Raw genomic sequence first — 21,067 nt, 5'->3', positions numbered from 1 at the left:
CGCCGTCAGCCCGACGACCACCCGAGCGCGGGACCGAGATGGCGGGCCATGTCGGTCACGATCTGTTCGTAGTCCGCGGCGTCGAACGAGAACGGCAAGGCGAATGCGACCTCGGATGCACGCTGAAATCCCGCGTGCGACCGAAGCTGTTCGGCCAGTTCGTCAGACGGCCCGACATAATCCGGCGAGAACATCATGCCGCGCGGACCCTGTGGCCCGGCCGTTCGCGGGAGCCGTGATGCGCGGTAGTCCTCATACCGACGGATCTGCTCAGGTGTCGCGGAATCGGTGGGAATGACGACAAGCCCCTGCGATACCCGAGCCCGCGTCGGATCGCGATGGTGCGCGAGGTAGGCGTCGATGTGTTCACCCTGGATCGTCGCGAAGTCCCGAGAATCGGTTCCCTCGATCGACACCACCGACGATGTCAGATAATTGAGTCCCTGCTCCCCCGCCCACTGCGCCGACGCCAGGCCGCCGCCGTACCAGACACGATCGGCAAGACCCGGCGAATGCGGCTGGATGCGTGTCGAATAGGTCTCGATCCCGACGGTGCCCTCGAAGGAACTGACCGGCTCGCCGCGAAGGCCGGACAACAGTCGCTGCACACGATCCTTGGAAAAGTCCTCGATGTCGTGGGTATCGGGATAGAGCGAGGTCTTGTAGTCGTCGTAGCGCATCGGAGTACCCACGGAGACACCGGGATTGAGGCGCCCCTCAGCCAGCAGATCGACCGTCGCGAGATCTTCGGCGAGTCGGAACGGGTTCTCCAGCCCCAGCGGTATCACCGCCGTGCCGAGTTCGATTCGGCTCGTGCGCATCGCGGCCGCCGCCAGCACGGCGATCGGCGAGGAGATCCCGAACTGCAGGTGTCGGTGACGAACCCACACGCTGTCGAATCCGAGGTCCTCGGCCATCTCGATCATTCGCAGGGTCTCGAGATGTCCCGCGCGCGGATCATCCTCGTCGAATCGGCCGATGGTGAGGAAACCCATCTTCTCCAGTGGCAGGTTGTCGCCGGTCATGCTGACATCTTGGCCGATTCAGCCGCGATCGTTCACCCGAGCCTCCGCCCAGAACTCGACAATCGCCTCCGCCGTGGCCGTGGGCTGTTCGACGGCGGGCAGGATGCGCGCGCCGGTGATCTCGACGACGCGCGCGTCGGCCATCTCGGCCGCGATGGGCGCGGCCTGTTCCGCAGTCCACTCACCTCGATCGTCGGTCGTGATCAGCAGCACCGGGCACGTGATGCGTCGCGTCGCCCAGGCCAGGTCGGTGCGACGCAGGATTGCGGTGTGGACCGCCGGCACCAACGCCCGGCCGGAGCATCGCAGCGAGTCATCGAGCATCGCGACCGCACCCGGGTCGTGGGCACGGGTCTCGTCGGTGAACATCGCTTCGACGATCGCAGCGCGAACGGGTCCCCGAGGTCCGACGATTCGGTAGAGCGGCAACAGCACCGAGATCTGTCTGCGCATGGCCGCGTCGATCGGAAACGTCGGCGCACTCATCGCGACCAGACTCGCAATACGATCGGGCCGTCGTGCCGCGAGTTCCATGCCGACGTGCCCGCCCCACGCGTTTCCGACCCAGTCGACCTGGGCAACCTGCTCGCGTGTACCGATCGCGTCGACGATGGTGGCGGCAGCTCGAGCACAAGCAGCGATGTCGGCGGGCGACGTCATGTGCTCGCTGCGCCCCATCGAAGGGCCGTCGATCAGGTACAACGTCCGCCCGGCGAGCAACGGAACCAGGCGATCCCAACTTCGTGAATCGACAAACATGCTGTGCCACAGAACAACCGGCGGACCTGAGCCGATCACGGAGACATGTAGGCGCCCTACTTCGGTGTCGATCTGCAGCTCGTTCATCGTTTGCTCCTACGCGTTCCGTTATTGACATTACACAGAGTAATCCCAATTTCGGTGAATGGAAAGAGCCGCAAGCCATAGACTCGATGAGTGGCTCGGACCTACACGTCGACGGTGCGCAACGAGCGCGCCGCCGCCAACCGGAGCGCGGTGATCACCGCTGCAACGAGGATGTTCTGTGCCGACGGCTGGACGTCGACCACGATGGCCGGGGTCGCGGCAACCTCGGGACTCACCCGGCAGACCGTGTATCAGCAGTTCGACAGCAAGTTGGCGCTCCTCGATGCGTGCATCGACAACGCGCTCTCGGAGGGCCGGGACATCCCGGTGCGAGAAATGGCCACCTACCAAGCGATGGGCACCGGCTCACTCGACGACAGGGTCGATGCCGCAGCGAGTTGGCTACGCGCCGCACACGAACGGTCGGCCCGCATTCAGAACGTTCTCGACCAGGCCGCCGTCAGCGATGCCGACGCGGCAAGTCGACTGCACGTACGGGAACAACGCCGACGTGACGAGGTCGCCTTCGCCGTCGGCCTCGTCGCCGGAGGCCTCACGCCGGCCATCCCCATCGACGACGCAATCGTGGATTCGGTGTGGCTCTTGGCCTCTCGACGCCAGTGGCTGATGCTCCTCGACGAGCGCGGCTGGTCTGCAGATCAATGGGAGCAGTGGTTCGTCCTGCATACCCGCGCAACCCTGACGCTGCGACCTCAGTCCTGAGGTTCACTTCGTCAAATCGTTGCGGCCCAATCGGATTCAGGAGAGTGTCCAGACCGCGTCGAGGCACCGACAACAAGTGAATACTGCACATATGGCCTTGCTCGTCGCTGCTGCCCCCACACCATGACCGCCGGCTCACCGCCCGCCGAGCAGTTGGATCAACGTCGCATCTGGTCCATCTTCGGTGGGCTGATGCTCGCGATGCTGCTGGCCGCACTCGATCAGACGATCGTTGCCACCGCGCTCCCGACCATCGTCAGCGATCTCGGCGGCGCCGACCACCTCTCCTGGGTGGTCACCGCCTACATGCTCGCCACCACGGCGACCACGCCGTTGTGGGGCAAACTCGGCGACCTCTTCGGTCGGCGCGGACTGTTCATCGCGTGTGTCGTCATCTTCCTGATCGGCTCCGCGCTGTGCGGCACCGCCCAATCGATGCCGCAACTCATCGGCTACCGAGCGCTCCAGGGCATCGGCGCCGGTGGACTGATGGTGTTGGCGCAGGCCATCATCGGCGACGTGGTGCCGCCACGCGAGCGGGGCCGCTATCAGGGAATCTTCGGCGCAGTGTTCGGGCTCGCCAGCGTCGCAGGCCCGTTGCTCGGCGGCTTCTTCGTCGACAACCTCAGTTGGCGGTGGGTGTTCTACGTCAACCTGCCCATCGGCGCGGTCGCCCTGGTCGCGATCGTTCTCGTGCTCCCGTCGACCAAGTCGGCGGTCAAGCCGGTGATCGACTACTGGGGCATCGTTCTCCTCGCCTTCATCTCCACCTGCATCGTGCTGGTCACCTCGTTCGGCTCGATCTGGGGATGGACGTCGGCCCGAATTCTCGTGCTGATCGCCGCAGCGGTGATCGCTGTGGTCGCGTTCGCGCTGGTGGAGCGCAGCTCTCCGGAACCTGTGCTGCCGTTCCGGCTGTTGACCAATCGGGTCTTCGTGATCGCTTCGACGGTCGGGTTTGTCGTGGGCTTCGCCATGTTCGGCGCGATCACGTTTCTGCCGTTGTTCCTGCAAACCGTGCAGGGCGAATCCGCGACCTCATCGGGCCTGCGCATGATCCCGATGATGGTGGGTCTGTTGCTGACCTCCGTCGCATCCGGTCAGGTGATCTCCCGAACCGGTCGCTACAAGGCCTACCCGATCGTCGGCTGTGCAATCTTCACGGTCGCCCTGTACCTGCTGTCGACGATGGACACGACCACGTCGGGCACCACCACGAGTCTGTTCCTGTTCATCCTCGGCGTCGGACTGGGCTTGGTGATGCAAGTACTCGTGCTCGCGGTGCAGAATGCCGTCGAGTACCGCGACCTCGGCACCGGGACCTCGGGCGCGACCTTCTTCCGCACGATCGGTGCGTCAGTGGGCGTGGCGGTGTTCGGCGCGATCTTCAACGCCCAACTCGACCGTCACCTGACCGAATCCGCGCCGGCAGCCGCGGTCGACCGATGCTCCGCGGAGAGCCTCGAAGCCTCGGCGCTCGGGTTGAAGGTGTGCCCGCCGGAGGTGAAGCTCTGGTACCTCGACGGTTTCACCGATTCGTTTCAGACCGTGTTCCTCGTTGCGGTCCCGATCGGTGCGGTTGCCTTCGTGCTGTCGTGGCTCCTGCCGGAAGTTGAATTGCGCACGGCAACGAGAACACCCGAACCCAGTGAATCCTTCGGCATGCCGAGTGAGCGGTCGTCGCTGGAGGAATTGCGACTCCAGATCTGGCGCGCCCTGGGCCGCGAGAACAAGTTGCGTGCGTGGGAACACGTCGTCGACGCCGCGCACAGTCCGCTCTCACGCGGTGAGGCATGGATGCTCAGCCGGGTCGCCGAGGAAGGCAGTCGGGACATGGAGGTGATGGCCTCGGCGTCGGAGACCGAACTGCCGACCATCGAGCGGACTGCCCACGCGCTCGCCGCCCGCGGGATGGTGGACATCGACGAGGCGCACGTGGCGATCACGCCGGCGGGAAATGCCGAGGCACAAAGTCTTCTCGATGCCCAGCGCACCGAGTTGCGTGCGTTGGTCGCCGATTGTCCCGGCAGCGACGAGCCGGACGTACAGACGATGCTCGACGAGATTGCGCGCCGGCTTCACGAGGAAGTGCCCCAGTCGCGTTAGTGCTGGCTGACACGGGTGACGTACTTGCCGTCCGCGATGTCGTCAACGATCTGGCGTGGCTTACCGGACAACTGCGATGTCGACTTCGCGACGTCGTATCCGATGACGAGCAGGCAGGTCTTGGCGGTCGCTGCGATGATCGCCGCGTCCTGGCGGGTGCTGTAACCGTGGTCATCCGAGGTGATCGGTGACTTCGACTTCTTCCATCCGGCACCTGCGGTGGGTGCCGCCTCGAATTTTCCGCCGTAGCCCGCGCAATTCTTCACTGCGATGGACACGGCTTCGGCGGCGTCGATGTCGACAACGTCACCACGCCTGATCTTCACGAAGAGATCCTGCAGTTCGGCGTTGGTGTGCGTCTCCGACTTCGGCACGAACGTGACGATCGACGAATCGCCGGGCGTCTCCTGAAACTTCCACCCCTTGGGCGCTCGGAGGGTGACGTCCAATGAGTCGCTCGCGTCACTGTCGGTCAGGGTGACCTTGGTGGTCGAGCCCGCATCGTCGTCGCCACCAGGCCAGAACACGATGGACAGGGTGACCACGAGCGCCACCGCGATCACGACGGCACCAACCGCGATGCCGATCACCTTGCCCGACCCGGACGAGGGCGGCTGACCACCGAACTGGGGACCACCGAACTGGGGCTGACCGAACTGGGGCTGACCGTGGAACTGCTGAGGCTGGGCCATCTGCGGCGCGCCGTAGAACTGCTGAGGTCGGGCTAATTGGGGTGACTGACCCTGCATGGGTGGCGGACCCTGAGGCGCACCCCAGGCTGGGGGCGCGTAGTGGGCGGTCGGTTGACCTGGATGGGGCTGTCCCGACCATCCACCATGCGGCGATCCGCCCATTCCTGGCTGTGTCATGAATGCCCCGTCCCCTGCCGAAACTGTTCTCTTGCTCCCGAAACGTATCGTCCGATGGGCCGCCGCGCCCATTCACCCCCACGGCAGCGCGACAAGGCGGTCGATCGCGTCCTTCATGAAGCACGTCCGAACCCTGGAATCGAGCGGATTGATCCACACCACCAAGAACGGCCGCGTGCGGACCTGCGCACTCAACCGCGAACGTCTCGCCCTGATCGACGACTGGCTCGCCGGCGAACGTCGCATCTGGGAAGACCGCACCGACCGGCTCGAGCAATTCGTCACCAACCCGAAGGAGAACTCATGACCACCGTTGCCGTCGACCCCCGGTTCGACCTCACGATCGAGCGCCTCATCCGAGCCCCACGCCGCAAAATCTGGCGGGCATGGACACAGCCGGATCTCTTGCAGCAGTGGTGGATTCCGGCGCCGATGCGAACGCGCGTGGACCACCTCGACGTCCGGCCCGGTGGCGCCTTTGTCACCCAGATGAGCGAGGACGGCACAACGTATGTGCCACACACAGACTCAGTGTTCCTCGTCGTCGAGGACGAACGTCGACTGGTCTTCACAAACGCCGTCAACAGTGCGTGGCGGCCCGCGTCACCGCAACCCGTGGCGATGACCGCCGAGATCATCCTCGACGACCACCCCGACGGTACCGACTACCGTGCGGTGGTCCGGCACGGCGACCCCGAACAGCGGACTCTGCACGAGGAACTGGGCTTCTTCGACGGTTGGGGGTCGGTGACCGACGCATTGGCGGCACTGGCGGAGACGGGCGGGACGTCACCCGACACGACCCCTATGGATCACTCCAGAACGAATACCGGGATCTGACGATCGGTCTTGGTCTGATACTCGGCGTACGGCGGATACGCCGCCACAGCCAGATCCCACCAGTGCGCACGTTCATCCCCGTCGACCTCGCGGGCCGTCAACTCGCGCACCTCGGCACCGTCCTGCACGGTCACCTGCGGATGCGCCTTGATGTTGTGGTACCACGACGGATGGCTCGGCGCTCCGCCCTTGGACGCAACCATCGCGTACCGGCCGTCCTCCTCAACGCGCATCAACGGGACATAACGCTTCTTGCCGGATTTCGCGCCGGTGGTGGTGAACAGCACGATCGGTCGGCCGAGGACCTGCACTCCGTCGGTGGTGCCCTGCTCGAGGATCGTGGTGGTCTGGGTACGAACCCAGTCGGTGGGGCTCAGTTCAGGTTGTGCGCTCATGCTCGAATACAACACCGTTGGGCCGACACTATTCCTCGCTCGGGTCGAAGCGACCCAACTTGTCGCCAGAAACCGCAGGTGCCGCCAGAAACCGCTGGTGCGCATCGGGTTTCTGACAAGACACGCGGTTTCTGAAATCGCGACACGCCGACGACGTGCCTCGCAGGTCCGCGACCCTGCTGTCGTGGACACAGCTCGGACGTCGGAGCGCGAACGCTTCCCACCCAAGGGCGCTGCCGACATCTGCTCGGTTGGTCGACGTCGCCATCCCGCCGGTCATCGAACTCTTCGGATCAGAGACCCACCCGCCGACGTGGTCGGCGATCGTGTAGGCGGCGGCGGCCTCGTCCCGGAAACCGCGCTTGTGGGTTCGCGATACGCCGACCAGCACTCGGACGGTTGGTGTCCGGCCATGGGCCGCACAAAAGTAGGGGAAGAAACTCGTCCCCTATCCCTGGAGTCCTCCCCGCGAATTTTCTCGCGGACGACTCAACAAGCAGGGGCAGAAAGTAGGGGAAGAACCTTCCCCTACTTTCAGTGGCCCGGCGCCTCGCTGACGTGGCCTGTTCGCCTGTCCTTCGAGGTATCCCTCGGCCGGCGCCTCGGGCACCTCAGCGAGCGGTGGGGTGGTGGACGCTTATGTGCAGGTCAGAGCGCTAGTCACCGAACTCTTCGGATCAGGCGAAGCGAACGTCCAGCGTCGCCATGCCGAAGATCTTCTTGCCGGCGCACTTTGCGACGAGAATGACCACGCCACTACGGGTTTCGGGATCGAGAGATTTGATGCGTCCGCTGTACTCGATATCGCCACGACCATTGGCCGGCACGATCGCCGGTGCGGAGAGCCGCACCGCGTAGCGCGTGACTGCTCCCGGATCGCCCGACCATGCCGAGACGAATCCCGCACCGATGCCCATGGTGAGCATTCCGTGTGCGATCACGTCGGGCAGCCCGGCGAGGTTGGCGATCTTCTCGTCCCAGTGAATCGGGTTCGCGTCACCGGCGACACCCGCGTAGTTCACCAGGTCACCACGTGTGAGTCCGGTGTGGTGCACGGGAAGCTGGTCACCGACCGACAGGTCGTCGAAGTTGAGACTGCCGACCGTGCGGGTGCGGCCGAGTTCCGACCGCGGCGCAGGGTCACCAACTCGCTCCGTCTTCACGTAGTCGATGGTCGACGCCTGGTTCGCCATGATGTCGACGTCGTGCATCATCACCTTGGACACCGCACCGGTGAGTTCGGGGTCGACCTCGTCGGCGGTCACCCCGACAACGGTCGTGTGCATGGTGTGAACGGTTTCACCCGACGTGTCGACAAAGGTGTTGGTGATCGTGATCATCTCGCGGCCGGCCACAGTCCGCACCGACGAGAGTTCGACATCGGTCTGCAGTTCGTCGCCGACGACGATCGGCCGGTGCTGCTCGAAGACCTGCTCGGTCTGCACGTAGGTGTCGTACCCCACGACCACCTCTTCGAGCAGTTTGCGGTTGGCGGCCATCGCCGGAATCGACGTGAAGGTCAGTGGAGCGAAGAGGCCGGTCCCGCCGAGTGCGGCAGCTGCCTCGGCATCCCAATGTGCCGGTCCGTAGTCCTGGACCGCCCGGGCATACTCGCGAACTTTCTCGCGTCCCACCTGATAGGTGTGATCGGCCTCGTAGTAATGGCCGACCCGCTCCCCGAGCGCAGACACTTCCGACGCTGTCGTCAATTCACTCTCCTGCCATTGGGGACTCGCCGCGAACAAGTATCCACGGAGTCGTCGACCCGCGTCACATGGGCAGGCAGACATGCGCGCCACACCACGTTCAGTCCGAAGACCCCTGGCGCGCGAAATGCGACAGTTCTTTCTACTTCTTGCCGCAGTTGCAGTTCTCGCCGCACTTGCAGTCCGGGCCGCAGGTGCAGTCCGGATTGTTGCAACCTCTCGTATTGCCACTCATGCATATGAGGCTACGCCCGGTGCTCGTCGACACGACGATGAACGGCTGCCCAACTCCCGATAAAGCGACCTGCCCGAAGGCCCGCGACGCGCATCAGCGACCATAGATGCCACAGTCCTACCGGGCGATGGGAATGAACGGGTGAGTGACAGCTATGCCGGACACAGCGGTGATGCAACCGTGCCGGTCTTCTTCCTGTCCGACAGCACCGGCATCAGTGCCGAGACCATGGGTAACGCACTGCTGTTGCACTTCCCCGATCACCGATTCGATCGCACCCTGATCCCGTTCATCACCACCGCCGACGAAGCACGCGACGTCGTGCGCAGGATCGACGCCACGATGACCGGCGACGTGACACCGCTCGTGTTCGTCACGGCGGCGCTCGACGACGTCCGCGACGAGTTGCAGAAGACGCGTGCCCCACTGATCGACTTCTTCGACCCGCATATGCAGGAGGTCGAGACGATCCTCAAGACCCGCGGCGCGCGCACCCCTGCGCGTCTACACGGCGTCGGCGATGTCAAGCGCTACAACGCGCGGATGCAGGCCGTCGAGTACGCGATCGAGCACGACGACGGTCAGAGTGTGCGCTCACTCGACAAGGCTGACGTGATCCTGGTGGCACCGTCGCGCTGCGGCAAGACACCGACGACCATGTATCTCGCGCTGCAGCACGGCCTCCGCGTCGCGAACTATCCGTTGATCGACGAAGACCTGGCGAGCACCGACATGCCGCGTCCGATCCGGCATCTGCAGGAACGATGCTTCGGACTCATCACCACCGCCGCCCGACTCAGCGCGGTGCGGACCGAACGCCGACCGGACTCGACCTACGCGTCGCTACGACAGTGCACCTACGAATTGCGCCGCGCCGAGGAGTTGTACCGGGCGCACGGCCTTCCCGTCATCGACTCGTCCGCGAAATCCGTGGAAGAGATGTCCACTCTGATCCTGCAGGTCCTCGCCCGCAGGCCCCACCCTGGCAATTGAGGAGCCATTTCATGAGCAGCAACGTCCGTTGGTTCGCCGACCTCGGCCTCGCCGATCTCGAGCAGGTCGGGGGTAAGAATGCTTCTCTCGGCGAGATGGTCCGCAATCTGACCGACGTCGGAGTGCGGGTCCCCAACGGATTCGCGACGACCGCCGACGCGTACCGGCGGTTCCTCAGCAAGCCCGACGAGTCCGGCACGAGCCTGGCCGACCGGATCAGCGCGCGGCTCGCCGATCTCGACACCGACGACGTGCAGGCGTTGGCCGAGGCCGGTCGTGAGATCCGCGCGGCCGTGATGGAGCAACCGTTCCCCGAAGACCTCGAGGCCGATGTCCGGGCAGCGTTCGCGGAGTTGTCGGGTGGCTCGGACGAGGCGTCGTTCGCGGTGCGGTCCAGTGCGACCGCCGAGGATCTCCCGGACGCATCCTTCGCCGGCCAGCAGGAGACCTTCCTCAACGTGCGCGGGATCGACGCGATCCTGCAGGCGACCCGGGAGGTGTTCGCGTCGCTCTACAACGACCGGGCGATCGCCTACCGCGTGCACCACGATTTCGACCACGACGCCGTGGCCCTGTCGGCCGGCGTTCAGCAGATGGTGCGCTCCGACATCGGCGCGTCGGGCGTCATGTTCACCATCGACACCGAGTCCGGCTTTCCCGATGCCGTGTTCCTGACGTCGTCCTATGGCCTGGGCGAGGCTGTCGTGCAGGGTGCGGTGAATCCCGACGAGTTCTACGTCTACAAACCCGCCCTGCGTGCCGGACGTCCCGCCGTGCTCAAACGCGGCATCGGGTCGAAGGCAACCAAGATGATCTACACCGATGACCGTTCGGTGGGCCGGACAACGGAGTTCGTCGACGTCGACCCCGCCGATCGCCGACTCCTCAGTCTCACCGACGCGGAGGTCGAGGCGCTTGCGCGACAGGCACTGTTGATCGAAGAGCACTACGGGCGCCCGATGGACATCGAGTGGGGCAAAGACGGCGTCGACGGTGAGCTGTACATCCTGCAGGCGCGCCCGGAGACCGTGCAGTCGCGAGCTGCCGTGACAGGTCAGCAGCGGTTCCGGCTCAACGAGACCGGCACGGCCCTCATCGAAGGACGCGCGATCGGTCATCGCATCGGCGCGGGCGAGGTTCGCGTGCTCGAGTCGGTGGAACAGATGCACGAGTTCCAGGTCGGCGAGGTACTCGTCGCGGACATGACCGATCCCGACTGGGAACCGATCATGAAGCGCGCCAGCGCAATCGTCACCAACCGTGGTGGCCGCACCTGTCACGCCGCGATCATCGCCCGCGAGTTGGGCATTCCGGCGGTCGTCGGAACCGGCGGTGCGACACGGTCGCTGACCGAAGGCCGGGCGGTGACCGTCTCGTGCGCCGAGGGTGACACCGGTTACGTGTACGACGGGCTGCTCGACTTCGACGTCACCGAGTCCACGATCGAAGCGATGCCCGAGATCAGCACCAAGATCATGATGAACGTCGGCACCCCCGAGCAGGCCTTCGCCTTCTCCCGCCTGCCCAACAACGGTGTCGGGCTGGCGCGGTTGGAGTTCATCATCAACCGCCAGATCGGGATTCACCCCAAGGCGCTGCTCGACTACGAGACGCTCGACGGACCGCTCAAGGAGCGGATCGGCGAAGCGATCGCGGCGTATGAGAATCCCCGCAAGTACTTCGTCGACCGGGTGGCCGAGGGCGTGGCGACGATCGCCGCGGCGTTCGCGCCGCACCCGGTGATCGTCCGCATGTCGGACTTCAAGTCCAACGAGTACGCGAAGCTCGTCGCCGGTGAACTCTACGAGCCCGACGAAGAGAATCCGATGATCGGATATCGCGGCGCATCGCGGTACCTGTCGAAGGATTTTGCCGACTGTTTCGCGATGGAATGTGCGGCACTCAAGTACGTCCGCGACGAGATGGGTCTGACCAACGTCAAGATCATGATCCCGTTCGTCCGCACGGTCGCCGAGGCCGAGGGCGTGATCGCGCTGCTCGCCACGCACGGCCTGCGGCGCGGCGAGAACGGACTCGAGGTGATCATGATGTGCGAGGTGCCCTCCAACGCCGTCATCGCCGACGCCTTCCTCGACCACTTCGACGGTTTCTCCATCGGCTCCAATGACATGACCCAGCTGACGCTGGGACTCGACCGCGATTCGGCGCTCGTCGCAGACTCCTTCGACGAACGCGACCCCGCCGTCAAACACATGCTCGCCGCCGCCATTGCCGCCTGCAAGGCCCGAGGCAAGTACGTGGGCATCTGCGGGCAGGGGCCCAGCGATCACGTCGACCTGGCCGAGTGGCTGCTCGAGCAGGGCATCGAGTCGATGTCGCTCAATCCCGACACCGTGGTCGACACCTGGACCCGATTGGCCAGCCTCGGCTGACGGGCTTCACTCGTCCGGTCCAGCGGTGATCGTGAACGCGCTGGGTGTCCCCATCTTGCGCTGACGGGTCACCGGCATGAAGGTGGTGCACCCAACGCAAGGCGCGTCACCGCCATCAAGAGTTCCTCGCGTTCCTCAAACACACCGCGAAGGTTCGCCATCATCGAGCCCAAGCGATTCACCACCGCGGCACCTTCACCAGCCGTCTGTTGGCGAGTGAATGAGGGCCGCGACCGGAACGCAGGACGCTGTCCACCGACCGGGTTACACTGCGGCAGAAGTGGGTTCGCACCGGCTCATGCTGCCGACGAAACGGAGACGCACATCAACGCACCGTCAATTGCCCTGGAGGGTCTCACCAAGACTTTCCCCAACGGCCGGGGCATACGCGACGTCTCCATGACAGTCGCCGAGGGAGAGGTAGTCGGGTTTCTCGGCCCCAATGGGGCTGGCAAATCGACCACCATCAGGTGTCTACTCGGGCTGTACCGTCCAACTTCAGGTACCGCACGGATTCTCGGTGCCGACCCGCAGGATTCCGACCGCACGCTCCTTGCCGACGTCGGATACCTCCCCGGCGAGCTATCACTTCCGGAGACGCTGAGCGGTGGCGATATCCTTCACCGATTCGGCCGGATGCGCGGCATGACCGATACGTCGCTGCGGGACACGTTGGTTGAGCGGTTGGACGTCGCAATAAAGCCGCCGATCAACACGTTGTCCAAGGGCAATAAACAAAAGATCGGCATCGTCGCTGCGTTCATGCACCGCCCGAAACTGTTGGTCCTCGACGAACCCACCTCCGGACTCGACCCGCTCCTCCAAGAGTTATTCGCCGAATTGATCAAGGAGGCGACCGACGACGGCCGAACCGTACTGCTGTCGTCCCACGACCTCACCGAGGTCAAACGCCTGGCCAAACGTGTGGTCATCATTCGAGACGGCCAGATCGTCGTCGACGACACGGTGGCCGCGATGGAGGCGCGAGCACCCGGCGTCATCGAACTCGACCTAGACCATGCCTTCGATGTCACCGCCTTGGCATCGGTGCCCGGCGTAACCGTGAAAAGCGTTACCGATCGCCATGTCTCACTCGTCCACTCCGGTTCGGTGGCCGCCGCTTTGACGGCGATCGCGGCGATGGAACCCACGGCTATCGCCGCGCGACCCGCCGAACTCGACGAGTTGTTCCTCCAACTCTACCGCGGCGAGGGGGTCTGATGCGCTTCGATCTGGAACGGCTGGATCTGCGCCTGCGCCGTCGGATGGTGATCGGCACCGCCGTCGGCGCCGCGCTGTACTTGCTCGTGATCGTCGCTCTCTACCCATCGTTCAAGGACGACACCTCACTCGACGAGATGCTCTCCTCGAACAGCGCCATGTCGGCGATGGTCGGCATCAGTGGCTCGATCACCTCTCCGGAGGGTTGGCTCAATGCCAACATGTATGCCAACATCGGTCCCCTGCTGGTGTTGCTGCTGACCATCGGATACGGGGCAGCCTCGGTTGCCGGCCAAGATGCCGATGGATCGCTCGGCGTGATCGCAACGCTTCCGATCTCGCGGCGCAATCTCCTCGCGCATAAACTGATAGCGCTGTTCGTTGCCGCCGCCGTGGTTCCCTTGGCATCCGTGGCGATCTGTCTGCTCGGCCCGCTGTTCGAGCTGACCCCCGATTGGTCGGCGCTGCTGGGCGTCACGCTCACCACAACCCTGTTGGGCTTCCTGTTCGGCGCCCTGGCGATGTCTATCGGGGCCGCCACCGGCAAGCGCGGCATGGCCTTGGGCATCGCCAGCGGCGTCGCAGCCGCGGCCTACTTGATCAGTTCGCTCGCGTCAGTCGTCGACCTCGTGCACAAGATCAGATGGATCTCGCCGTTCTACTGGTCGGTCGGCAACAACCAGATCGTCGACGGGATCGACATGACAGGGGTCATCGCGCTGATCGCGGCGGCCGCAGCGCTGAGTATCGCGGCGATCGCCGCGTTCGAGCGGTTGGATATCCACTGACACTCAAACCCGTCAGGGCGTTGATGCCGCGGGGCGAGGTGTTCGGTCACCCCTTTGCGGTCACCTTGTAGCGAGTTCGACGCTCAATCCCGACACGGTGGTCGACACCTGGACCCGGTTGGCCGCGCTCGGCTGATGCGCCGTCGGCCAGCGGGTTCGGCGCCCGGTGGCCGATACTCGGTGCGGACTCTGCCTGCGGCTCGGAGTACGCGTAGTTTGTCCGCATGGACTATGCGCTCTCGCTGCCGTCAGCCATCGAATTCCGTTCGGCCGTACCGGGAGTGACAACTCACGTCGTGCCCCCGGTTCTCGTGCCGCCTCGACTTCTCCAGTTCACCGTGGTTGCACAGACAACGATCGTGGATGACGAGGACGGCATGCTCGCCTACCTCGCCTATGCCGACGTGGCCGTGGACAACGCGCCGCCGCGCCGGTTGGGTTACGCGGGCACGTGGAGCGCGACAACCGCCGTGGTGGACTTCACCGACCCGGTTCCCGACGCGATCGACCTCGGGCGGCCACATCGTTTCACGATCACGTTGTACGACGGTCGCGACCAGGAAACCGCCGACAACCTCGTCTGCACGCTGCGCCTGGACTACACACCGGCAGCCACGTACTGACCACGAGCCTGGGCGGTTCGGGCGCTCAACGGGTTTCTCGGGTGTCAGCAGATGTCGGTCGCCGACGTGTTGCGGCCGATCTTCAGTTTCCGGTACGCCATGACTCCCTCGCACATCCCGATGTCGGAGGCGACCATCGTGACCGGCGAACCGGGCCCACGAGTCGAGCACAAGACGCCGGCACCGAAGGCGACCTGATCACCCCAGCCCGTCCAGGTGATCTGGTCGATCGAATTGGAGCAGCTTCCGAGCGAGATGGAGCTGGGTTGCGCCGTGCCGTAGCCGGTTTCGTTCCCGGTGGTGGCCGCACCGAGCACCACGGTCGACGCCGCCTTGGTCGACGACGGCGCCGCGGTCTGCGCACTCGCCCAGGTCGCAGGCCCGATTCCGATCGCCGTTTCACTGGCGACGACGCTGCCGTTCTGGATGACCTGGAATCCGTTGCCGGCGATCACGTATCGGGCGTTCTCGGCAGAGTTGACGGCGACGAACCCCGAGCCTTGTGGGTACACCTCGTAGAGTTCGATGTTGGCACCGTCGACGATCCGGTACCCGCGGTAGTAGAGGCGGTTGATCTCACTCCGGCACACCACGAGCGCCGACTCCGCGGTCCGCATGTACATCTCGGCATGATCGGTGCCACGGCACCGGGCTTTTCCGTCGAACCCGAGGAATCCCTGCACATCGACATCGCCGGCCGGTACGAGCGGCACGGCCGTGGTGGTGGCTGTTGTCGTCGAGGTAGTCGCGACCGACGTCGACACGGCGCTGGAACCAGACGACGCGTCGTCGGTGCCATCCGAACTCGAGCAGCCGGCGAGGGCGACGCTCGCCGCCAGACACAGAACCGCAACCGCGGTCGCAAGCTTCCTCATAGGCTCCACCTGTCAACGTCCCACTGAGATACCCGATCTCGGCGAATCGGGCCGTCCCGACACCGGAATATGAGTACCACGCACGATCTCGGGGCGGATTGCGGCACTCCTGCAGAAATTGGGATCCACCCGAACGGACGACACATCGCGCCGGCAGCACGGCGGAATATGCCCACTGGGGTATGGGTTGCAGCAGGTATGACCACACGCGAGATCACCATCGACAACCTGCAACAGACCATCGACGGCGGCGGCATCGTGCTGCTTGACTTCTGGGCCGGTTGGTGCGGGCCGTGCCGGATGTTCGCTCCCGTCTTCGAGAAGGCCGCCGAAGCCAACACCGACATCGTGTTCGGCAAGATCGACACCGAAGCGGAGCAGCAACTCGCCGCCGGTTTCGGCATCCGGTCGATCCCGACCCTGATGGCGTTCCGCGAGGGTGTGATGGTCTTCAATCAGCCCGGCGCGCTGCCCGCCGCGCAACTCGACGAGCTCATCGCCGCGGTACGTGGACTCGACATGGAGCAGGTTCACGCCGAGGTGGCCGCGGCAAACGGGTAAGACCGCGGGACCGCCTATTGGTCGCGAGATCCAGCGAACTCGACAAGCCCAACTGTGGGTCCGCCTCGCGTAGTTTCCGTGCCGCTTTCACCGGGTCATCGATCCCACCGACAACAGACTCAACCCGTTCCGGCGGCCACGCCGCCGTCACCTGGCCGCGTCTACGTTCGTTGCGCACCTCGCGCACACCGTAGACGGACAAGGACGCGAGAAACGCGGCGGTCCACCACTCACCCATGATCAGCGAGCCGATAGTTATCACGGGTGAGACAACCGCAAGGAACAGCCCGCACCACTTGATTGCCCTATTCGGCACCGCGCCCCCTCCTGAAACAACTGTTCGGTGCAGAGTATCGAGTATGTGATGGTCTTGTGTTCCCAGCCGCCTTCCACCGGCTGGCTCACTGACCTAGCAACGAAGAAAGCCAGGCCGGAGGTTTCACCTCTGACCTGGCTTTATTTGTCGGGCTGACAGGATTTGAACCTGCGACCACTTGACCCCCAGTCAAGTGCGCTACCAAACTGCGCCACAGCCCGTTGCCCCGAAAGGGGCGTTCAAGAGCCTAGCCGACGACCAGGTCTACGAACCAATCGCCTGGTCAGACGGTCGGCCCGAGATCACTCGGCCGGTGTCGACGACCGCTTCTTGTACCAGATCCAGCCACCCGTGACGATCAGCGCGCCGACGAGCGAGCCGATGATGCCGCTCGGGTGGAATTCGAGTCCGTGTCCGGTGAGCAGGCTGATCAGCAAGCCGCCGATGAAGGAGCCGACCAGGCCGGCCACGATCGCGAGGCCCCAGTCGATGTTCCACATGTTCTTGCCGCCGATGATGAGCTGCGCCAGAGCGCCGATGACCATGCCGAAGACGATGATTGCCAAAATGAGCACCCGCAGAGCATATAGGAGTCGCGTTCAGCCCAGAATCCGCCCGGCGAATCCGCGTGCGTGCGCACGCAGACTCTCGATTCTTTGCTGCCGCACGGCCTCCGGATCGTCGCCGGCGAAGATCGCCGACGGCCGGACCCGGACGTTGGCGTTGCACTCGAACCCCGAGCAGAGCAACGTACCGACCGTGTCGCCCTTGCGTCCCGCGGCACCGGCCCGCTTGGCGCTGAAGAAGGCGACCTCGTTGGGCAGTTGGACGTCCTCGCAGAACGAACACTGAGGCCGGGTGCGGGGTTGTCGTTGACCTTGGCGCAGCAGGATTCCGACCAGCGTGTCGTCGATCGGCACCACCAGGTACCCGATCAGCGGGAGCTTGGGGTCGCGCCAGGCCAGGAAGTCGAGTTGATCCCAGTCGAGTTCGGCGAACGACGGTGGCAGTGTGAGTGAATTGCGTTCGCGCAGCGTGGTGTTGACGAACGACTTCCGGATCTGTGACTCGGTGAGGGCATGCATGAAGGAACTCCTGTGACGAAGGTGTGTGGGGTACGCGAAGCGGGCGCGGGACGCACATTGTGCGTCGCTCGCGCCTGCGGGGCGGGTGGGTCACAAGGAGCCGGCGAACATGCCGGCAACCCCCTCACGATCGTCAGACATGCTCGCCATGGTGCCGGGTCGTCGTGTGTCCTGCAAACGAATACCGCCCCGATGGCTTCGCGAGATGACAATGTCGTCTCACCAGGCCCTTCGAGGCTCGTCGCTAGCGCTCCTCGCACCTCAGGGAGCGGGTGGGGCCCGAGCACCTCAGGGAGCGGGTGGGGCACGAGCACCTCAGGGAGCGGGTGGGGCACGAGCACCTCGTCAGCGCTTGCGGCGATCCCGCTTGTCGCGAACTCGCACGTTGATGCGCACGGGTGAGCCGTCGAAGTTGAACTCCTCGCGGAGTCGGCGTTCGAGGAAGCGCCGGTAGCCGGCCTCGAGGAAGCCGGTGGTGAACAGCACGAACGTCGGGGGTCGCACAGCGGCCTGGGTCGCAAACATCACGCGCGGTTGGCGGCCACCGCGCAGCGGCGGCGGGTTCGCGGCGATGACGTCCTTGAGCCAGTTGTTCAGCGGTCCGGTCGAGACGCGCTTGTCCCACGACTCCAAGGCCGATTCCAGGGCAGGCACGAGCTTCTGCACGGCCCGGCCGGTCATCGCGGAGATGTTGACCCGGCGCGCCCACGGCACCCGCGCGAGTTCGCGGTCGATCTCACGATCGAGCTGGTATCGGCGATCCTCGTCGACCAGATCCCACTTGTTGAACGCGATCACCAGCGCCCGGCCGCTCTCGATGATCATCGTGAGCACCCGCAGATCCTGCTCGGTGATCGGCTCCGAGGCATCGATCAGCAGGATCGCCACCTCGGCGGCGTCCAGCGCGGCCCGGGTCCGCAACGACGCGTAGTACTCGTGACCACTGGCGGTCCGGACCTTACGACGCAGCCCGGCGGTGTCCACGAATTGCCATGTCTTGCCGCCCAGTTCGACGAGTTCGTCGACCGGGTCGACGGTGGTACCGGCGACGTTGTCGACGACGGAGCGCTCGGCTCCGGCCAACTTGTTCAGCAGCGAGCTCTTGCCGACATTCGGCTTCCCGACCAGCGCGACCCGTCGCGGCCCACCTAGCAGCGCGCCGCCCTCACGAGGCGTCTCGGGCAGTCTGTCGAGCACGATGTCGAGCAGGTCGCCCGCGCCGCGACCATGCGCCGCGGACACCGGATACGGCTCCCCCAGCCCCAACGACCACAACGACGCCGCCTCGGCTTCGAGACGTTCGCTGTCGACCTTGTTGGCGGCCAGGATGACCGGCGTCTTCGAGCGACGCAGCACCCGCGCGACGGCCTCGTCGGTCGCGGTGGCCCCGACAGTCGCGTCGACGACGAGCACGATCGCGTCGGCCGTGCGCATCGCGAGTTCGGCTTGAGTGGCCACAGCCTGCTGAAGGCCCTTGGCGTCCGGTTCCCACCCGCCGGTGTCGACGACGGTGAACCGCCGGCCCGACCAGCTCGCCGAGTACGACACCCGGTCCCGGGTGACACCGGGGATGTCCTCCACGACGGCCTCGCGTCGGCCGAGGATGCGGTTGACGAGGGTCGACTTGCCCACATTGGGCCGCCCGACGATCGCCAGCACCGGCATGTGCTCGACCTCGCCTGCACCGTCCTCGCCACCGAAATCCGACAGTTGCCAGTCGGATTCGTCGGACCAGATCCCGTCGCCGGGCAATGGGGCGAGGTCGCCGTCCAGATTGTCGGTCACCGTTGAACTCCGATCCGGTCGTGCACCAGTGCTTGCAGCGCGGCGAGCACCTCGTCGATGGACAGCTCGCTGGTGTCGACCACCACGGCGTCGTCGGCCGCCCGCAGCGGCGACACCGTACGGGTGGAGTCGAGATGGTCGCGGCGGTTCACGCTGGCCAGGACCGTGTCGTAGTCGCTGTCGCGGCCCGCCGCCAGGTTCTGCGCATGCCGACGCTGCGCGCGCGCCTCGGGCGTCGCGGTCAGGAAGATCTTCACCTCGGCGTCGGGGAAGACCACCGTCCCGATGTCTCGCCCTTCCACCACGACAAAGGCATCTTCGGAATGCTGTCGTTGCAGCGCAACGAGTTTGGAGCGCACCGCCGGAACCGCCGACACCGCGGACACCGCGTTGGTGACCTCGTCGGTGCGGATCGGCCCGGACACGTCGACACCATTCAAGTACACCCGCGAGCGACCGTCGCCGATCGGGATCAACTCGATCATCGCGTCGGCCACCGCCGCTTCGATTCCGCGTGAATCGTCCAGCGGCACATCGGCTTCCAGTACAGCCAGGGTCGCCGCTCGGTACATCGCGCCAGTGTCGAGGTACTGCGCGCCGACCTGCTCGGCGAGCCGTTTGGACACGGTGGACTTACCCGTTCCGGCCGGACCGTCGATGGCGATCACACCGGGACGTCCGCTCACAGTCCGACCGCCTTGTACAGCGCCCCGACCTCGTCGCGGCCCAGCACACGGAGGCTGCCCGGGCGCTGCTCACCGAGAGCGACCGAACCCACGTGTGTGCGGACCAACCCGACGACCGGGAACCCGACCGCATCCATCAGACGCCGCACCACTCGATTTCGCCCCTCGTGCAGGGTGATTCGCAGCAGCGACTGTCCCTCGTGCACGTCCATCACGGTCACCTTGTCCGCGGCGACCGGCCCGTCGTCGAGTTCGACGCCCTCGCGCAGCGTGCGTGCGATCGACCGGGGCACCTCCCCCTTCACCGTCGCCAGGTAGGTCTTGGGCACCTCGTAGGACGGGTGCATCAGTCGGTGGGCGAGCTCGCCGTCGTTGGTCAGCAGCAACAGACCCTCGGTGTCGGCGTCGAGGCGTCCGACGTGGAACAGCCGTTGCCCGGCCATCACACGCTCCGCGACGATGTCGCCGACGCACGGCCGGCCCTGGTCGTCGGACATGGTGGACTGCCAGCCCTTGGGCTTGTTGAGCGCCAGATACTGCCGCGTCTCGTCGATGATCACCCGTGCGCCGTCGACGCGGATGATCGCGGTGTCCGGGTCGATGCGCAGGCCCTGCTCGGTCACGATCTCACCGTCGACCTCGACGCGCCCGGCGGCGATCATCTCCTCGGCGCCGCGCCGGGAGGCCACACCCGCCTGCGCCAGCACCTTCTGCAGGCGCACGCCGTCGGCCACGTAGGTGGCACCGGATTCCTCGGCATCCGCCGGGCCTTGATGGCGCGCCGGGCGGGCGTTGTTCAGGCGAACCCGCCCGGTCTCGACGTCCGGCGTGGCCGACCTGCGCGGTTGCCCCTTGCGGTGCGTCTTCTTGGGCGTCTTCGAGGTACCGGCCTTCTCGGCCCGGTTCTTCTCGGTGCGATTCTTCTCTGAACGGTTTTTGTCAGTACGGGGCCGTTTGCGGGGTCCCGGTGCGCCGTCTCGGCCAGCGGTTGCCATG

At 65.3% G+C, this 21,067-nt stretch carries 21 protein-coding genes and 1 tRNA gene; 10 read left to right on the top strand and 12 right to left on the bottom strand.

What is annotated here, in order from left to right; genetic code table 11:
- Window positions 1-5 precede the first annotated feature (5 nt).
- Entirely contained in the window at window positions 6-1,025 is a 1,020-nt protein-coding gene (locus tag ACWDTF_RS18140; RefSeq protein WP_449754789.1) for an LLM class flavin-dependent oxidoreductase, read from the bottom strand.
- A gap of 18 nt (window positions 1,026-1,043) precedes the next feature.
- Complete coding sequence (locus tag ACWDTF_RS18135; RefSeq protein WP_355272951.1) at window positions 1,044-1,871, bottom strand: alpha/beta fold hydrolase; 828 nt, start codon at window positions 1,869-1,871, stop codon at window positions 1,044-1,046.
- 90 nt (window positions 1,872-1,961) lie between these two features.
- On the opposite strand from ACWDTF_RS18135, the gene ACWDTF_RS18130 reads away from it, so the two are divergent.
- A complete protein-coding gene (locus ACWDTF_RS18130) occupies window positions 1,962-2,594 on the top strand; it encodes a TetR/AcrR family transcriptional regulator (RefSeq protein ID WP_355272954.1) in 633 nt (210 codons plus the stop codon).
- 123 nt (window positions 2,595-2,717) lie between these two features.
- Entirely contained in the window at window positions 2,718-4,700 is a 1,983-nt protein-coding gene (locus ACWDTF_RS18125; RefSeq protein WP_449754788.1) for a DHA2 family efflux MFS transporter permease subunit, read from the top strand.
- Here the strand turns inward: ACWDTF_RS18125 and ACWDTF_RS18120 are convergent.
- A complete protein-coding gene (locus ACWDTF_RS18120) occupies window positions 4,697-5,392 on the bottom strand; it encodes a hypothetical protein (RefSeq protein ID WP_449754787.1) in 696 nt (231 codons plus the stop codon). The two genes, ACWDTF_RS18125 and ACWDTF_RS18120, sit on opposite strands and share 4 nt — an antisense overlap.
- Before the next feature lie 292 nt (window positions 5,393-5,684).
- Here ACWDTF_RS18120 and ACWDTF_RS18115 point away from each other — a divergent pair, with 292 nt between their 5' ends.
- Window positions 5,685-5,876 carry a hypothetical protein gene (locus tag ACWDTF_RS18115; protein WP_433254818.1) on the top strand — a complete coding sequence of 64 codons (192 nt, stop codon included), beginning with the start codon at window positions 5,685-5,687 and terminating at the stop codon, window positions 5,874-5,876.
- The gene (locus ACWDTF_RS18110; protein ID WP_449754786.1) at window positions 5,873-6,409 is read left to right on the top strand and encodes an SRPBCC domain-containing protein; all 537 of its coding nucleotides are present in this window, start codon (window positions 5,873-5,875) and stop codon (window positions 6,407-6,409) included. The genes ACWDTF_RS18115 and ACWDTF_RS18110 overlap by 4 nt, the downstream gene beginning before the upstream one ends.
- On the opposite strand, the gene ACWDTF_RS18105 is transcribed toward ACWDTF_RS18110, so the two are convergent.
- On the bottom strand, window positions 6,382-6,804 hold the full coding sequence (locus ACWDTF_RS18105) for a nitroreductase family deazaflavin-dependent oxidoreductase (protein ID WP_240857192.1): 423 nt from the start codon (window positions 6,802-6,804) through the stop codon (window positions 6,382-6,384). The two genes, ACWDTF_RS18110 and ACWDTF_RS18105, sit on opposite strands and share 28 nt — an antisense overlap.
- 677 nt (window positions 6,805-7,481) lie before the next feature.
- A complete protein-coding gene (locus tag ACWDTF_RS18100) occupies window positions 7,482-8,513 on the bottom strand; it encodes a fused (3R)-hydroxyacyl-ACP dehydratase subunits HadA/HadB (protein WP_240862829.1) in 1,032 nt (343 codons plus the stop codon).
- A 373-nt stretch (window positions 8,514-8,886) separates the two neighbouring features.
- On the opposite strand from ACWDTF_RS18100, the gene ACWDTF_RS18095 reads away from it, so the two are divergent.
- From ACWDTF_RS18095 to ACWDTF_RS18075, 5 genes are all read left to right on the top strand, one after another.
- A complete protein-coding gene (locus ACWDTF_RS18095; protein ID WP_240862831.1) occupies window positions 8,887-9,738 on the top strand; it encodes a pyruvate, water dikinase regulatory protein in 852 nt (283 codons plus the stop codon).
- An 11-nt stretch (window positions 9,739-9,749) separates the two neighbouring features.
- A complete protein-coding gene (gene ppsA, locus ACWDTF_RS18090; RefSeq protein WP_355272968.1) occupies window positions 9,750-12,131 on the top strand; it encodes a phosphoenolpyruvate synthase in 2,382 nt (793 codons plus the stop codon).
- Window positions 12,132-12,530: 399 nt separating this feature from the next.
- On the top strand, window positions 12,531-13,352 hold the full coding sequence (locus ACWDTF_RS18085) for an ABC transporter ATP-binding protein (protein ID WP_355272971.1): 822 nt from the start codon (window positions 12,531-12,533) through the stop codon (window positions 13,350-13,352).
- Complete coding sequence (locus ACWDTF_RS18080) at window positions 13,352-14,140, top strand: ABC transporter permease subunit (RefSeq protein WP_355272973.1); 789 nt, start codon at window positions 13,352-13,354, stop codon at window positions 14,138-14,140. The genes ACWDTF_RS18085 and ACWDTF_RS18080 overlap by 1 nt, the downstream gene beginning before the upstream one ends.
- A gap of 224 nt (window positions 14,141-14,364) precedes the next feature.
- A complete protein-coding gene (locus ACWDTF_RS18075) occupies window positions 14,365-14,763 on the top strand; it encodes a hypothetical protein (protein ID WP_355272976.1) in 399 nt (132 codons plus the stop codon).
- A gap of 44 nt (window positions 14,764-14,807) precedes the next feature.
- Here the strand turns inward: ACWDTF_RS18075 and ACWDTF_RS18070 are convergent, their stop codons facing one another.
- Window positions 14,808-15,638 carry a hypothetical protein gene (locus ACWDTF_RS18070; protein WP_449754785.1) on the bottom strand — a complete coding sequence of 277 codons (831 nt, stop codon included), beginning with the start codon at window positions 15,636-15,638 and terminating at the stop codon, window positions 14,808-14,810.
- Between the two features lie 198 nt (window positions 15,639-15,836).
- Between ACWDTF_RS18070 and trxA the strand changes: the two genes are divergently transcribed.
- Window positions 15,837-16,199 carry a thioredoxin gene (trxA, locus tag ACWDTF_RS18065; protein WP_240862651.1) on the top strand — a complete coding sequence of 121 codons (363 nt, stop codon included), beginning with the start codon at window positions 15,837-15,839 and terminating at the stop codon, window positions 16,197-16,199.
- A 463-nt stretch (window positions 16,200-16,662) separates the two neighbouring features.
- Here the strand turns inward: trxA and ACWDTF_RS18060 are convergent.
- The 6 genes from ACWDTF_RS18060 to ACWDTF_RS18035 all read right to left on the bottom strand — a co-directional run bounded on the left by ACWDTF_RS18060 (window position 16,663) and on the right by ACWDTF_RS18035 (window position 21,066).
- Window positions 16,663-16,736 (bottom strand) — tRNA-Pro (locus ACWDTF_RS18060).
- An 81-nt stretch (window positions 16,737-16,817) separates the two neighbouring features.
- On the bottom strand, window positions 16,818-17,090 hold the full coding sequence (locus tag ACWDTF_RS18055; protein WP_240862653.1) for a GlsB/YeaQ/YmgE family stress response membrane protein: 273 nt from the start codon (window positions 17,088-17,090) through the stop codon (window positions 16,818-16,820).
- Window positions 17,091-17,114: 24 nt separating this feature from the next.
- Window positions 17,115-17,600, bottom strand: a complete 486-nt coding sequence (locus ACWDTF_RS18050) for an FBP domain-containing protein (protein ID WP_355272982.1) — start codon at window positions 17,598-17,600, stop codon at window positions 17,115-17,117.
- Between the two features lie 345 nt (window positions 17,601-17,945).
- Entirely contained in the window at window positions 17,946-19,385 is a 1,440-nt protein-coding gene (der, locus tag ACWDTF_RS18045; protein WP_449754784.1) for a ribosome biogenesis GTPase Der, read from the bottom strand.
- Window positions 19,382-20,071 (bottom strand): (d)CMP kinase, encoded by a 690-nt coding sequence (gene cmk, locus ACWDTF_RS18040; protein WP_355272988.1) that lies wholly within the window; start codon window positions 20,069-20,071, stop codon window positions 19,382-19,384. The genes der and cmk overlap by 4 nt, the downstream gene beginning before the upstream one ends.
- Window positions 20,068-21,066: a pseudouridine synthase gene (locus ACWDTF_RS18035; RefSeq protein WP_449754783.1), complete on the bottom strand. Its 999-nt coding sequence runs from the start codon at window positions 21,064-21,066 to the stop codon at window positions 20,068-20,070. Before ACWDTF_RS18035 ends, cmk begins: the two co-directional genes overlap by 4 nt.
- Window position 21,067: the final 1 nt, after the last annotated feature.

The organism is Gordonia sp. NPDC003422, from assembly GCF_053588675.1.
The sequence above is the reverse complement of the archived record's forward strand: the minus strand, read 5'-3'. Positions and strand labels throughout refer to the sequence as shown.

Bases quoted from the DNA above. Each gene is read 5' to 3' on its own strand.
- trxA (WP_240862651.1), top strand. From the start codon at position 15,837: ATGACCACACGCGAGATCACCATCGACAACCTGCAACAGACCATCGAC.
- ACWDTF_RS18035 (WP_449754783.1), bottom strand. From the start codon at position 21,066: ATGGCAACCGCTGGCCGAGACGGCGCACCGGGACCCCGCAAACGGCCC.
- ACWDTF_RS18135 (WP_355272951.1), bottom strand. From the start codon at position 1,871: ATGAACGAGCTGCAGATCGACACCGAAGTAGGGCGCCTACATGTCTCC.
- ppsA (WP_355272968.1), top strand. From the start codon at position 9,750: ATGAGCAGCAACGTCCGTTGGTTCGCCGACCTCGGCCTCGCCGATCTC.
- ACWDTF_RS18125 (WP_449754788.1), top strand. From the start codon at position 2,718: ATGACCGCCGGCTCACCGCCCGCCGAGCAGTTGGATCAACGTCGCATC.
- ACWDTF_RS18070 (WP_449754785.1), bottom strand. From the start codon at position 15,638: ATGAGGAAGCTTGCGACCGCGGTTGCGGTTCTGTGTCTGGCGGCGAGC.
- ACWDTF_RS18140 (WP_449754789.1), bottom strand. From the start codon at position 1,025: ATGACCGGCGACAACCTGCCACTGGAGAAGATGGGTTTCCTCACCATC.
- ACWDTF_RS18050 (WP_355272982.1), bottom strand. From the start codon at position 17,600: ATGCATGCCCTCACCGAGTCACAGATCCGGAAGTCGTTCGTCAACACC.
- ACWDTF_RS18120 (WP_449754787.1), bottom strand. From the start codon at position 5,392: ATGGCCCAGCCTCAGCAGTTCCACGGTCAGCCCCAGTTCGGTCAGCCC.
- ACWDTF_RS18110 (WP_449754786.1), top strand. From the start codon at position 5,873: ATGACCACCGTTGCCGTCGACCCCCGGTTCGACCTCACGATCGAGCGC.
- ACWDTF_RS18085 (WP_355272971.1), top strand. From the start codon at position 12,531: ATGACAGTCGCCGAGGGAGAGGTAGTCGGGTTTCTCGGCCCCAATGGG.
- ACWDTF_RS18115 (WP_433254818.1), top strand. From the start codon at position 5,685: ATGAAGCACGTCCGAACCCTGGAATCGAGCGGATTGATCCACACCACC.
- ACWDTF_RS18080 (WP_355272973.1), top strand. From the start codon at position 13,352: ATGCGCTTCGATCTGGAACGGCTGGATCTGCGCCTGCGCCGTCGGATG.
- ACWDTF_RS18105 (WP_240857192.1), bottom strand. From the start codon at position 6,804: ATGAGCGCACAACCTGAACTGAGCCCCACCGACTGGGTTCGTACCCAG.
- ACWDTF_RS18075 (WP_355272976.1), top strand. From the start codon at position 14,365: ATGGACTATGCGCTCTCGCTGCCGTCAGCCATCGAATTCCGTTCGGCC.